We start from the raw sequence: 13306 nt of genomic DNA on the forward strand, positions 1-13306 counted from the left end.
ATCTGGATGTGGTGTGGACTTTAGCAAAAATTGCATCTGAGATTGGTGCAAAACTGGTTGGTAATGCAGAAAAAGTTATAACGGGTGTCGGTACCCTGCAAAATGCAACGGATACTGACATCAGTTTTTTAGCAAATACCAAATACCGTCAGTACCTTAACTCTACTTCAGCAGGCTGTGTGATCGTGTCGCCAGCTGATTTAGCTGAAGTTCAGACAAATGCGTTGGTTATCGACGATCCTTATGTCGCTTATGCAAAAGCTGCTGCATTGTTATATCCTGAACAACAATCTTCCTTGGGTATTCATCCGAGTGTAGTCGTTGGTGAAAACTGTCAAATAGCTGATTCAGCACGGATTTCTGCACAGGTTTTTATTGGTAACAATGTTCATATCGGTGACAATGTTGATATTGGTGCTGGCAGTATTATCGAAAATGATGTTTACATTGCTGCTGATAGCAGATTGATGTCTAACGTCACTTTATGCCGAAAAGTACAAATCGGTGAACGGGTTCAAATTCATCCTGGTGCTGTTATTGGGGCAGATGGATTTGGAATCGCAAATGAAAATGGTCGCTGGCTGAAGATTCCACAGGTGGGTTCGGTAATCATCGGTAATGATGTGGAAATTGGAGCAAATACGACTATTGATCGTGGAGCGATTGACGATACCATCATCAGTGACGGCGTAAAGCTGGATAATCAAATTCAAATTGGTCACAACGTGTTTATTGGCAAGCATACTGTCATTGCTGGTTGTGTCGGTATTTCAGGTAGTACGCGAATTGGTTCCCATTGTGCTATTGGTGGCGGAACCGGAATTGCCGGGCATATTGAAATCGCGGATGGCGTTCAATTGACCGGGATGAGTATGGTGACCAAATCCATTATGAGTTCGGGGACGTATTCTTCAGGGATACCAGTTGAACCGACTCGGGATTGGCACAGAAATGTTATCCGTTACAGACAGCTTGATAAATTAAACGACAGAATAAAACAGTTGGAGTCCAAACTGGAGCAGTGACGTTATCACTGCTCGTTCACAGGCTTGGCTTTACCGCTACAGTGTCTCAACGTAAGATTACTGCACGCAAAAAATAAATCCTAAAGGATAATCAGATTGAACACCATTGACATACACGAAATTCAACGCTTACTGCCACATCGATACCCTTTTCTGTTGATTGACAGGGTGATTGAATTTATACCGGGTGAACATCTGGTTGGTATCAAAAATGTCAGCTTCAATGAACCGCACTTTACCGGGCATTTTCCACAACGTGTGATTATGCCTGGCGTGTTAATTCTGGAAGCATTGGCTCAGGCTACAGGATTACTGGCATTTAAAACAGCAGATCAAATTCGTTCTGATGATGCGTTGTATTATCTTGCTGGTATTGATAATGCGCGTTTTAAAAAACCTGTCGAACCGGGCGATCAGTTGCGTTTAGAAGTAAAGCTGATTAAAAATAAACGTAATTTGTGGAAATTTTATGCTCAGGCAACTGTTGACGGCGAGGTCGTTGTCAGTGCTGATATTATGTGTGTTAACCAAGAAATGCCTTCGTGATTCATCAAACAGCCTTAATCGATCCCAGTGCCAAAATTGCTGATGATGTTGTCATCGGCGCATACAGTATTATTGGAGCAAATGTTGAAATTGCTTCAGGTACAGAAATAGCCTCCCATGTGGTTATTAAAGGTCCGACCAGAATTGGCCGTAATAATCGTATATTTCAGTTTTCATCTATAGGTGAAGAACCTCAGGATAAGAAATATCATGGTGAGCAAACTTTGCTGGAAATCGGTGACAATAATCTGATCCGTGAATCTGTGACCATTAATCGTGGTACGGAGCAGGGTGGCGGAATTACCAAAGTTGGCAGTGACAACTGGATCATGGCCTATGTACACATTGCCCATGATTGTATTATTGGCGATAACAATATTTTTGCCAATAATGCCTCTCTGGCTGGGCATGTCATTGTTGATCAACAAGTTATCCTTGGCGGTTTTACCCTGGTCAGTCAGTTTAATCATCTTGGCTCACACTGTTTCAGTGCGATGGGCAGTGTTATCTCTCGCAATGTTCCGCCTTATGTTCTTGTCTCCGGCCATATGGCTGAACCTGTGGGAATCAATGTTGAAGGTTTGCGCCGACGTGCTTTTACCGATACCCAGATTCGAAATATTCGCCAGGCGTATAAACTGGTTTACCGATCAGGTTTACGAATGGAAGAAGCACGGGAACGTTTGCACAGTATTCAACAAGAAGCGGAAGAATTAACCATATTCATTGAGTTTCTGGATAAGCAACAAGGTGGGATCATCCGGTAGTTCACTACCGGATGACACTTAACGACGAAATTAATTTAATCGTTGGTGGGTGTTGAGCTGATTTTATGAATGCTCAAGTCTGCACCATTGAATTCCTCTTCTGCGCTTAACCTGAGTCCCATCATGGCTTTCAAACTGCCATAGACGATAAGCCCGCCAATAAACGCAATACTTACGCCAATCGTTGCACCAATGAACTGAGAAGCCAGACTGACGCCACCCATTCCGCCAAGTGCCAGCTGACCAAAAATACCAGCTGCAATAGCTCCCCAAACTCCACACAATCCGTGCAGCGGCCATACGCCTAGTACATCATCAATCTTCCATTTATTCTGTGCCAGGGTAAAGGTAATGACAAAAATACCCCCCGCAAGCACACCTGTTACTAATGCACCAAGTGGGTGCATGATGTCGGAGCCCGCGCAGATAGCCACTAAACCGGCTAATGGACCATTATGAACAAACCCAGGGTCATTGCGGCCGATAAAGCATGCAGCCAGGGTACCACCTACCATCGCCATTAATGAGTTGATAGCAACCAGCCCACTTATTCCCTCAACTTCCTGGGCCGACATCACATTAAAACCGAACCAGCCAACGGTCAGGATCCATGCACCCAAAGCCAGAAAAGGAATATTTGAAGGCGGGTGAGCATATATTTCACCTTGTTTGCCATAACGACCATGTCTTGGTCCCAATAACAGCACAGCGGCCAGAGCTATCCACCCACCCACAGCATGAACAACAACTGAGCCGGCAAAGTCATGAAAAGCAGCACCGAACTGATTTTCCAGCCATGGCTGAATACCAAATAAACCATTCCAGCTAATACCTTCAAAAAGTGGATAGACAAAACCGGCAATCAAAAAAGTTGCAATCAATTGGGGATTAAATTTTGCACGTTCAGCAATACCACCAGAGACAATCGCTGGTATTGCAGCGGCAAATGTTAAGAGAAAGAAAAACTTTACTAAAGCATAGCCATTGTTTTCTGTTAGTAATGGCGAAGGTTCAAAGAAATTTAAACCATAAGCAATACCATAGCCGATAAAAAAGTAAGCAATAGTTGAAACGCCAAAATCAGTGATGATTTTAACCAAGGCATTGACCTGATTTTTTTTTCTAACGGTTCCGACCTCAAGAAAAGCGAAGCCAGCATGCATCGCCAGCACCATAATGGCGCCTATTAAAATAAAAAGTACGTCGCTTGCGTTTTGCACAATAGATATTCCTTATAATTAGCGCTAACCAAGCACCAAAATAGCAAGACTTGCACCAGTTTAGACAAAGTCATATAAAACAATCGTTTAGAATTTTTCAATACTGAAAATGACCGATATATGATCTGTTGTGGTGCGTTTTATCTCTTTTTGGCACCTCTGTGGTGCGATATGTATAGGGTCCGCCTCGGTTAGCACAATCAGCGGATAAACACGTATAATCTGGCACTTTAATTCACATACAAAATAGTGATGGTTTAACTATCCTAAAAATTGCTGTAAGCAAGGAGTAAACGATGGATATCTACGCATCGGATGATGAAAAAGGCGAAGCGATAAAAAGTTGGTGGCGCGAGAATGGCCGATCAGTAATAACCGGTGTGATATTAGGTGGCGCAGTAATCTTTGGCGGCCGTTACTGGATCAATTTTCAACAAGCAAAGACTGAAAATGCTGCTGCAATGTATCAACAAGTTCAGATGACTATCAGTCAAGCTGATTTAACGGCTGCTGAAGATATGACTCAAGAGCTGATGCAATCATATCCTTCAACGCCGTATGCTGCTTTTGCAACTCTTGAGCTTGCTGCTGAACAGCTACGAAATGATCAAGCTGAAGCCGCACTGGAATATTTGAGTTGGACTGCCGACAAAGCAAAACTCAGTGCCCAGAAAGATCTAGCCAGATTAAGAATGGCGCGTGTTTTGATGGATCAGGGTAAATATGACCAAGCCTTTGAATTGACTCAACAAACTGTTTCTGATGGGTTTGTTTCGCTTTTTGCTGAAGTGCAGGGAGATATATATCTCGCTCAGGAAAAGCAAACACAGGCTTATGAAGCTTATGTCGAAGCTATTTCCACTATGAATATGGATGACCCACGTAAAACGCTATTGGAAATGAAACGTGACGATGTGGCAGTTATCAATGAAAGCTAATTTAATCACAAGTTTAGTTGCTGGAATCACGCTTTTATCGCTGACTGGCTGCGGAACGGTAAAAGAATTTTTTGCCGCAGATAGTTATGAAGCGCCGCCGACGGAACTTACTGAATTTGAAGTGGAATTTGAGCCTAAAACGTTATGGTCAACTGGTACGGGGGATGGTGCTGAATCGGCCTATTCAAATCTTGCTCCCTGGCTGCAAGGTGATTCTATTTTTACGGTTGACCATGAAGGTGATGTGCGTAGTCACCGTCTTGAAAACGGTCAACGTCAATGGCGTACTAAACTAAATCTTCCGGTTGCGACAGGAGTGGGAGGGGGAGAAGGACTAATCGTTATTGGTTCTCAATCCGGCGAAGTCGTTGCTTTGAATGAGGCTTCTGGCGAAGAACTCTGGCGACAACGTCTGAGCAGTGAAGTACTCGCTCCAGCTAAAGTGGGCGGTGATTATGTTGTTGTGAGAACGGCAGATGGACGTTTGACGGCTATATCTGCAAGTAGTGGCAACATTCTGTGGAATTATCAACGTGCGGTACCTTTATTGAGCTTGCGTGGTGTCAGTGCCCCAATGATAGTGGGACAAACTGTACTTGCAGGTTATGACAATGGCAAATTAGTAGCGCTTTCTTTGAGTGATGGCAAAGTCATATGGGAGAAAAGTGTCGCAGTGCCAAGCGGTCGTACGGAGCTGGAGCGGTTAGTTGATATTGACGCAGATCCGGTTATTCAAAATGGTATTGTGTATGTGGTTGCTTTCCAGGGCAAGCTTGCCGCAATGGATGTTGATACAGGCGATCTGTTGTGGGATCGCGAAATGTCTTCTACTTCCGGTATCGCCGTAGCCGCTACGGATGCAGTTTATGTTAGCGATGATAAAAGTTACTTATGGGCAATTGCTGATGGAACCGGTGATTCGTTATGGCGACAGACATTATTGTTAAGACGCAATATTACTGCTCCTGTCATTGCTGGTGATTATGTGGTGGTGGGTGATTTTGAAGGTTATCTTCATTGGTTGTCACGCTTCGATGGACGTTTCGTTGCCCGCCAAAGACTGGATAAAGAATCTATTCGCAGCCAACCCGTCGTACGTGATGGTGTGCTCTATGTCATGACTACAGGCGGCAAGCTTTCCGCCATTCGGATCCCGTCACTGTGAAACCTGTTATTGCGCTTGTTGGGCGGCCGAATGTTGGCAAATCTACGTTATTTAACCGTCTGACTAAAACTCGGAATGCCTTGGTGGCGGATCATGCCGGTTTGACCCGTGATCGGATATACGGCAATGCGCGTCATGATGAAGCGGAATTCATTCTTATCGATACAGGAGGTTTGACAGTACAGGGTGACGATATGTCAGACCTGATGCGCAAACAAGCTGAACTAGCAATTGTTGAAGCCGATCTGATTTTATTTGTAGTTGATGGCAAAACCGGCGTGGTTCCCGCTGATGAATTGATAGCAAAACAGTTACGCAACGTTGGCAAGCCGGTTTTACTGGTTATCAATAAAACTGAAAGCGAACAGAAAGAGTTGGCAGCAGCAGATTTTTATCGACTTGGGCTGGGAGAGCCCGAAGTCATTTCTGCGACTCAGGGACGTGGTATCAGTAATTTAATGAATACCCTGATGCGTGATTTACCTGCTATTCGTATTGTGGAAACTGATGAAGAAGAGGCAGAGGAAGATACCTCTGGGGATATTTGTCTTGCTGTAGTTGGCCGCCCTAATGTTGGTAAATCAACGCTGGTGAATCGTCTGCTTGGTGAAGACCGCGTTGTGGCCTTTGATGAGCCGGGCACAACACGCGATAGTATTTACATTCCATTCGAGAAAGATGGTACCAACTATATTCTAATCGATACGGCAGGCGTCAGGCGCCGTTCCAAAGTTTCAGAAGCCCTGGAAAAATTCAGCATAGTCAAAACATTACAAGCGATTGAAGCAGCAAATGTTGTTTTGTTGGTACTGGATGCCCATCAAGGTGTTGTCGATCAGGATTTACATTTGGCCGGATTGATCATCGAAAGCGGACGTGCTGTAGTGATTGCGGTCAATAAATGGGATGGTCTGGAGAAACAGGAACGTGAGTGGGTTGCCACCAATATTGAGCGTCGTTTGCCGTTTTTGAGTTTTGCCAAAACGCATTTTATTTCGGCTTTGCATGGCAGTGGTGTTGGCTTATTACTTAAATCTGTAAAAAGAGCGTATGGCTCTGCCTTAGCTAAAATTCCTACGCCACAATTGACAAGAGTATTGGAAGAGGCTGTTGCCGATCATCAACCTCCGTTGGTTAATGGACGCCGGATTAAATACCGTTATGCTCATTTAGGCGGTAAAAATCCTCCCCGTATCATTATCCATGGTAATCAGACAGAAGCGACGCCAAACAGCTATCGACGTTATTTGGAAAATTACTTCCGCACTGCATTGAAATTGCAGGGAACGCCGGTGATGATTGAGTTCAAAACCAGTGATAATCCGTTTCGAGAGCGCAAGAAACCCGCTGAGAGTCCACAGGAAAAGCGCAAACGGATAATAACCAGTCGGGCTAAAAAGAGATAGCTTCATTTAAGCACTAGTAGTTGTTTATCTTTCAGCGTGGTCTTTTGAGACGAAAAGATAGCTTCCAGCAGTGATGGATATGAAAGATCAACAAGTCCTATAGCAAGCCTTCATCTTCGTTCATTAAATTTTCCAATGAACTAAGATGATGGCGAATTTTTTCACGCTGAACTAATTTTTGTTGCGCTGCTTCAGGCAAGTCAGTAAATATAATCACACCTTTGTCTATCAGCGTGTTCACCAGATCCTCAATAACCCTTACCATCGCCATATCTGAGGCTGTAAGGATAGTTTGAATATCTTCTTGGCGATTGGACTGGCCAAGAAATTCAAGTAACTCGGGCGCTTGCGGTGATATGAGTTGACTATCATCGTTTTGCGGGGAATTGAATACCCCGATTATTTGTCCTTTTTCACCGCGATTGACATATACCATCTTATTGTTCCCGCTTATTCTTGATATGCTACCTTGAGCAAGGTTAAGCGGTCATAGGTTTACAGTAAAGAAAAAAACTGTGAAACTCATCACATTTTTTGAGCCGGGTAGCATCGTTGTATTACATGGAAAATCAAGCAACCACTGAACAAGAACAGAATCGGCAATGGAAAGCTGACTCGGCTTATCTGACACATGATGACCCGCTATTAGCTTGTCTTACGGTTCTTACCAAACTATTACGAAAACCACACAGCCCTGATTCTATGGTAGCTGGTCTTCCGTTAGTGGATAACCGACTATCTCCAGAGTTGTTTTCCAGAGCCGCTGAACGGGCAGGTCTTTCCTCAAAAGTTATCAAACGTCCGCTCCGTAAAATTTCTCCATTGGTACTACCAGCAGTATTGCTTCTGAATGATGGTAATGCCTGTATTTTGCTGAAGCTAAACGGCAAAGAGGCTACGGTTATTTATCCGGAAAACGGTGACGCTGAAACTGTCGTGGAATTGAACGAGCTGCAGCAGTATTACACGGGTTACGCTATTTTTATTCGAGCGGTACAGCATTTTGATAACCGCAGTGAAAATTCTGCTATCCCACGAGCAAGACATTGGTTTTGGGGAACACTGACACGTTACTGGCCAATCTACAGCGAAGTCTTCGTGGCTTCCATTCTGGTTAACTTATTTGCCATAGCTTCGCCACTGTTTGTGATGAATGTCTATGACCGGGTCGTGCCCAACAACGCGCTGGCAACATTGTGGGTGTTGGCGATTGGTCTGGCGATTGTGTTTGTGTTTGATTTGTTACTACGTACTTTACGTGGTTATTTTATTGATGTTGCCGGCAAAAAAGCTGATGTTATTTTATCCGCCACGATTTTTGAAAAAGTGCTGGGGATCAAAATGGCGGCTCGGCCCAATTCAGTGGGTAACTTTGCTAATAGCATGCAGGAGTTTGAGTCATTTCGTGACTTTTTTACCTCGGCTACTCTTGCCACACTGATTGATTTACCGTTTACCTTTTTGTTCATTGCTGTTATCTGGATGATTGCAGGTGATTTGGCCTATATTCCGTTGGCCGTGATTCCCATCACCATATTAATCAGTTTAATTATTCAGATCCCACTGGGTCGGGCAATCAAACAATTATTTCGTCATGCAGGACAAAAAAGTGCCACTTTAATAGAAACATTAACCGGTCTTGAGACAATTAAAAGTCTGGGAGCGGAGAGCCCGTTACAACGTAAATGGGAACAAACCGCCGGATCAATTTCCAAGTACAGTCAACGCGCAAAACTGTTGTCATCTGCGGCAGTGAATTTAACTAGTTTCGTTCAGCAAATGACCACAATTGCCGTGGTGGTTTACGGCGTTTATAAAATCAGTGAAAACGAAATCAGTATGGGGGCGTTGATTGCCAGCACTATACTGGCTGGCAGAGCCTTGGCACCAATGGGCCAGCTGGCCGGTATTTTGACTCGTTTCCATCATTCCAAAGCCGCATTAAGTTCATTGAACAATATGATGAATTTACCGGTTGAACGCCCCAGTGGTCGGGAATTTCTGCATCGTGAGAAATTCCAGGGTGGTATTGAATTTAAACAAGTCAGTTTTCGTTATCCTGAACAGGCTATAGACGCATTAAGTGATATATCTTTTAAAATTAAACCGGGTGAAAAAGTTGCCATAATCGGCAGAATCGGTTCCGGGAAAAGTTCGATAGAGAAATTGATTCTGGGTTTATATGAACCTGCTGAGGGTGCAGTGCTACTGGATGAGACCGATCTGCGACAGATTGATCCAATTGATTTACGCCGGTCTGTCGGCTATGTTCCTCAAGATGTCATGCTGTTCTATGGCAGCGTGCGCGACAATATTGCTTTGGGCGCTCCATTTGCAGATGATGCCGCTGTATTGCGGGCAGCAGAAATTGCGGGAGTGACCGAATTTATAAATCGTCATCCCTCTGGTTTCGATATGCCTGTTGGTGAACGTGGTGAAGGTCTCTCAGGGGGACAGCGTCAGAGTATTGCTGTGGCGCGGGCCTTATTGTTGGATCCACCGGTATTGGTAATGGATGAGCCAACCAATTCTATGGACAACAGCAGTGAAGAACAGTTTAAAACCAAGCTGGGTGAAATTATCAAGGATAAATCACTCATTCTGGTTACACATCGTGCTTCCCTGTTAAGTCTGGTTGATCGTGTCTTGGTGATGGACCAAGGAAAGTTAGTGGCTGATGGGCCACGCGATCAAATTCTGGCTGCATTAAAGAGTGGTCATATCCGGGTTTCGAAAGGGTAAGTGGATGGCCTGGTTTAAAAAACAGAATGACGATGTCAATTTCATGTCTGAAATCAGCGCGGCAACGATGGCTTCAACCCATTGGGGAGGCCATATCTTATTGTTGTTGATTGCAGCCTTTATCGGTATTGCCTTATGGTGGGCAAGCGCTGCAGAAATTGATGAAGTTACTCGGGGGCAGGGTAAAGTCGTGCCTTCCAGTAAAGTTCAGGTAATTCAAAATCTTGAAGGTGGAATCCTGGCAGATGTATTGATCTCTGAAGGACAAATGGTTGAAAAAGGTGATGTTCTGTTGAAAATTGATGATACTCGGTTTTCATCTTCTTTTCGTGAATCAGAGTTAACCTACTGGGAGTTGGTAGCAAGAACGGCAAGATTGAGTGCAGAAAGTGAAGGCAAGCCATTGGAACTTTCTGATGAATTGATGATCAGTCAGCCTGAATTAGCTGCTCAGGAGCGAGGTTTATATCAATCTCGTCAATTACAATTGCAAAGTACGATTGATGTGTTGAAAAGACAAGCTGAACAGCGCCGACAGGAGCTGGTTGAAAAACAGGCCAGACAACAGCAGCTCAGTCGCAGTTTTGAGCTGAGTAATCAGGAGTTACAAATGTCTGAACCTCTTTTGGCTGCTGGCGTCATGTCAGAAGTTGAGATATTGCGTCTGAGGCGAACGGTTAATGATCTGAAAGGTGAAATGGAATCAAATCGTCTGGCGATTCCACGTATTCGCTCGTCCATCGATGAAGTTCAACAGAAGATCAATGAAACGGTTACCCGCTTTGAATCTGAAGCAGCAAGAGAGCTCAGTGAGGTGCGTGCTGAACTGTCACGCACCGAAGAATCTGTCTCGGCATTAAAGGATCGGGTGACTCGGACGAATGTTCGTTCACCAATCAAAGGAACCATCAAACGATTAATGATAAACACCATTGGTGGCGTGATTCAGCCAGGTATGGATCTGGTGGAAATTGTGCCGTTAGAAGATAATCTAGTGATAGAAGCTCAGATACGACCAGCAGATATTGCCTTTTTAAGGCCTGGGCAGGAAGCGATAATAAAGTTTACAGCGTATGACTTTTCAATTTATGGTGGATTGGAGGCTAAGCTTGTGCGGATTAGTGCCGATACCATTACAAATGATGAAGATGAAAGTTTTTATCTTATCTATTTACGCACTGAACAAAATTTTATAAAAAGTAGTATGGGCGAATTAGGGATTATTCCAGGGATGACGGTGACAGTGGATATTCTGACGGGTGAAAAAACGGTGCTTGATTATCTATTAAAGCCCATACTAAAGGCAAAAAATGAAGCATTGAGAGAGCGTTGAGGCTAAGGTTGAATCATGACTGTAATAACAGAGACTGAAAAAAGCCTTTATCTGGCTACAGCAGATGCGGATGTGGCTCGTGTCATAACCGATGCATTGCCGGCCATGTATGATGTTAGCCATTATAACGACGTTAATGGTCTGCTTAGCGCATTGAAAAAACAAACAGCGGAATTGGTGCTTTGCCATCAATTTCTGCTGGATGACAATCCTGATCAGGTTATCAGTGAACTCAAAAAATTATGCCCGGATAGCAGAATTCTGGTAATTGGACCGCCACGGCCTATTCCGGTGCAAATTGCAGCATTGAAGCAGGGCGCTCGCGGTTATTTCAACCAAAACCTGCCGATGAGTAAACTTCAGGTAGCATTATCATTGATTTCAAATGGTGAAGTCTGGGTTGAACGTCTTGTTATATCTGGTTTGATCGACGAAATCAGTCATATACCAGAAGTCAGTGAACAGCAGCGCCGGGCTGCACAAACGCTATCATCGAAAGAGTTAGAAGTAGCCAAAATGGTCAGTCATGGAGCGACCAATAAAATGATCGCCCGAAATATGAATATCACTGAAAGAACAGTAAAAGCCCATTTAACAAACATTTTTCAAAAAATGCGTTTACCGGATCGTCTTTCTCTGGCGATTGTCTTTAGGGATCTTCGATAGAGCTTCATTGTGTAATGAGGCTGTTTTGACTACAATCGGCCGGAAACGGAATAGTCGGTATTGCTTTGGGGAGAAGCTGTAAGTAGTAGTAACCCTTGAAAAGAATACTAATTACTGCTTTGAGTTAGGAAAAGAATATGAACAAAGCGCTTTTTTTAATCCCATCTTTGCTTTGCTTTAGCAATGCGCAAGCTGAAACATTACAGGAAGCAATTCATACTACTCTAAAAACCAACCCGGATGTTTTGGCATCTATTAGTGAACGTCAGGCGGTTTCTAAAGAAATTGACCAGGCAAGAGCGGGTTATTTTCCAACAATTGATTTAGGTGTCGGAACTGGTTGGGAGTCAACCGATAATCCAGCTACACGAAATCGTGGGGATGGTGAAATCCATTTAAATCGAGATGAAGCCAGTTTGAATCTACGACAAATGCTTTATGATGGCAGTCTGACCAAAAATGAGGTTGAACGCCAAAAAGCCAGAACTAATGCAAGAGCACATTCAGTTTACAGTGTTGCTGAAAACACGGCATTAGAAGCAACAGAGGCTTATATTAATGTGCTGCGTCGTCAAAAACTGGTGGAGTTAGCACAAACCAATCTGGAGTCTCACCTGCGTACCCATGATCAGATCACCTTACGCAGCGAGCGCGGCGTAGGACGTCGCGCAGACATGGATCAGAGTTTGGGCCGTCTGGCTTTAGCAGAAACCAATTTGATGGCTGAGCAAAGCAATTTACGAGATGCCGAAACTAATTATTTACGGGTGATAGGCGAAGCTCCATCTTCATTGTCACATCCTCTCTCTCCAGAACCTTTTCTGCCAATAACAGTGGAAGAAGCGGTTAATATCGCAATTCAGAATCATCCAACTTTACATTCTGCGCAAGCTGACGTTGCCTCAGCCAATGCGCAACATGATGTTACCAGAGCGGCTTTTTTACCACGGGTTGATTTTGAATTAGGTACGCGCGCGGATCATGATATTGATGGGGTACGAGGAACCGATAAAGATGTCACAGCCATGTTCAGGTTACGCTACAACCTGTTGAATGGTGGTAAGGATAAAGCAAGACGGGAAGAAACGGCGTTTCTGATTAATCAGGCGGCTGAAATACGTAATAATACCCATCGTCAAGTGGAGCAGAGTGTTCGTTTATCATGGAATGCGCTGGAAACAGTTCGAAGACAGATGTCTTATTTTGAACAATACGCCGCTGCGGCTGAAAAAACCCGTGACGCTTACCAACAACAATTCAACTTTGGACAGCGCACGTTGTTGGATTTACTGGATTCTGAAAATGAACTTTTCAGGGCGCGCACTTCACTGACAAATGCTCAGTATGATGAACTTTTTACAATGTATCGAGTACTTAATAGTACCGGTTTATTATTGGAAAGTTTGGAGATTATTGCTCCTGCAGCCACTAAAACCGTTGCAGATAATCAAAAATAATCATTCCTGAACTGAATATCGATAAGCCATGCCCGAAGGGT

The 13306-nt window shown here is 43.9% G+C and carries 12 protein-coding genes; 10 read left to right on the top strand and 2 right to left on the bottom strand.

The annotated features are described in order from the left end of the window. Positions 1-8 precede the first annotated feature (8 nt). The 3 genes from lpxD (at position 9) to lpxA (ending at position 2338) form a co-directional block, all read left to right on the top strand. Positions 9-1025: a UDP-3-O-(3-hydroxymyristoyl)glucosamine N-acyltransferase gene (lpxD, locus tag Q7A_RS05550; protein WP_151903896.1), complete on the top strand. Its 1017-nt coding sequence runs from the start codon at positions 9-11 to the stop codon at positions 1023-1025. 96 nt (positions 1026-1121) lie between these two features. Then, positions 1122-1571, top strand: a complete 450-nt coding sequence (gene fabZ, locus Q7A_RS05555; protein ID WP_014706351.1) for a 3-hydroxyacyl-ACP dehydratase FabZ — start codon at positions 1122-1124, stop codon at positions 1569-1571. Next, positions 1568-2338 (top strand): acyl-ACP--UDP-N-acetylglucosamine O-acyltransferase, encoded by a 771-nt coding sequence (gene lpxA, locus Q7A_RS05560; RefSeq protein WP_014706352.1) that lies wholly within the window; start codon positions 1568-1570, stop codon positions 2336-2338. The genes fabZ and lpxA overlap by 4 nt, the downstream gene beginning before the upstream one ends. A gap of 35 nt (positions 2339-2373) precedes the next feature. On the opposite strand, the gene Q7A_RS05565 is transcribed toward lpxA, so the two are convergent. Next, positions 2374-3558 (bottom strand): ammonium transporter, encoded by a 1185-nt coding sequence (locus tag Q7A_RS05565; RefSeq protein ID WP_084227445.1) that lies wholly within the window; start codon positions 3556-3558, stop codon positions 2374-2376. Between the two features lie 296 nt (positions 3559-3854). Here Q7A_RS05565 and Q7A_RS05570 point away from each other — a divergent pair, with 296 nt between their 5' ends. The 3 genes from Q7A_RS05570 to der are packed head-to-tail and all read left to right on the top strand — an operon-like array spanning position 3855 to position 7067. Continuing rightward, the gene (locus Q7A_RS05570; protein ID WP_014706354.1) at positions 3855-4496 is read left to right on the top strand and encodes a YfgM family protein; all 642 of its coding nucleotides are present in this window, start codon (positions 3855-3857) and stop codon (positions 4494-4496) included. Then, positions 4486-5661 carry an outer membrane protein assembly factor BamB gene (gene bamB, locus Q7A_RS05575; protein ID WP_014706355.1) on the top strand — a complete coding sequence of 392 codons (1176 nt, stop codon included), beginning with the start codon at positions 4486-4488 and terminating at the stop codon, positions 5659-5661. The genes Q7A_RS05570 and bamB overlap by 11 nt, the downstream gene beginning before the upstream one ends. Further along, positions 5658-7067 carry a ribosome biogenesis GTPase Der gene (gene der / locus Q7A_RS05580; protein ID WP_014706356.1) on the top strand — a complete coding sequence of 470 codons (1410 nt, stop codon included), beginning with the start codon at positions 5658-5660 and terminating at the stop codon, positions 7065-7067. Before bamB ends, der begins: the two co-directional genes overlap by 4 nt. Positions 7068-7164: 97 nt before the next feature. Here the strand turns inward: der and Q7A_RS05585 are convergent, their stop codons facing one another. Next, positions 7165-7503 (bottom strand): hypothetical protein, encoded by a 339-nt coding sequence (locus Q7A_RS05585; RefSeq protein WP_014706357.1) that lies wholly within the window; start codon positions 7501-7503, stop codon positions 7165-7167. A gap of 125 nt (positions 7504-7628) precedes the next feature. Here Q7A_RS05585 and Q7A_RS05590 point away from each other — a divergent pair, with 125 nt between their 5' ends. The 4 genes from Q7A_RS05590 (at position 7629) to Q7A_RS05605 (ending at position 13265) form a co-directional block, all read left to right on the top strand. Then, the gene (locus Q7A_RS05590; RefSeq protein WP_014706358.1) at positions 7629-9809 is read left to right on the top strand and encodes a type I secretion system permease/ATPase; all 2181 of its coding nucleotides are present in this window, start codon (positions 7629-7631) and stop codon (positions 9807-9809) included. 4 nt (positions 9810-9813) lie between these two features. Further along, positions 9814-11142: an HlyD family type I secretion periplasmic adaptor subunit gene (locus Q7A_RS05595; protein WP_014706359.1), complete on the top strand. Its 1329-nt coding sequence runs from the start codon at positions 9814-9816 to the stop codon at positions 11140-11142. A 15-nt stretch (positions 11143-11157) separates the two neighbouring features. Then, positions 11158-11808 carry a response regulator transcription factor gene (locus tag Q7A_RS05600; RefSeq protein WP_014706360.1) on the top strand — a complete coding sequence of 217 codons (651 nt, stop codon included), beginning with the start codon at positions 11158-11160 and terminating at the stop codon, positions 11806-11808. A 137-nt stretch (positions 11809-11945) separates the two neighbouring features. Then, the gene (locus Q7A_RS05605; protein ID WP_089418509.1) at positions 11946-13265 is read left to right on the top strand and encodes a TolC family outer membrane protein; all 1320 of its coding nucleotides are present in this window, start codon (positions 11946-11948) and stop codon (positions 13263-13265) included. The last annotated feature ends 41 nt before the right edge of the window (positions 13266-13306 follow it).

The organism is Methylophaga nitratireducenticrescens (assembly GCF_000260985.4).
Lineage (GTDB): Bacteria > Pseudomonadota > Gammaproteobacteria > Nitrosococcales > Methylophagaceae > Methylophaga > Methylophaga nitratireducenticrescens.

Coding starts and splice junctions, on each gene's coding strand:
- Q7A_RS05605 (WP_089418509.1), top strand. CDS start 11,946: ATGAACAAAGCGCTTTTTTTAATCCCATCTTTGCTTTGCTTTAGCAAT.
- Q7A_RS05585 (WP_014706357.1), bottom strand. CDS start 7,503: ATGGTATATGTCAATCGCGGTGAAAAAGGACAAATAATCGGGGTATTC.
- Q7A_RS05590 (WP_014706358.1), top strand. CDS start 7,629: ATGGAAAATCAAGCAACCACTGAACAAGAACAGAATCGGCAATGGAAA.
- Q7A_RS05595 (WP_014706359.1), top strand. CDS start 9,814: ATGGCCTGGTTTAAAAAACAGAATGACGATGTCAATTTCATGTCTGAA.
- Q7A_RS05600 (WP_014706360.1), top strand. CDS start 11,158: ATGACTGTAATAACAGAGACTGAAAAAAGCCTTTATCTGGCTACAGCA.
- Q7A_RS05570 (WP_014706354.1), top strand. CDS start 3,855: ATGGATATCTACGCATCGGATGATGAAAAAGGCGAAGCGATAAAAAGT.
- bamB (WP_014706355.1), top strand. CDS start 4,486: ATGAAAGCTAATTTAATCACAAGTTTAGTTGCTGGAATCACGCTTTTA.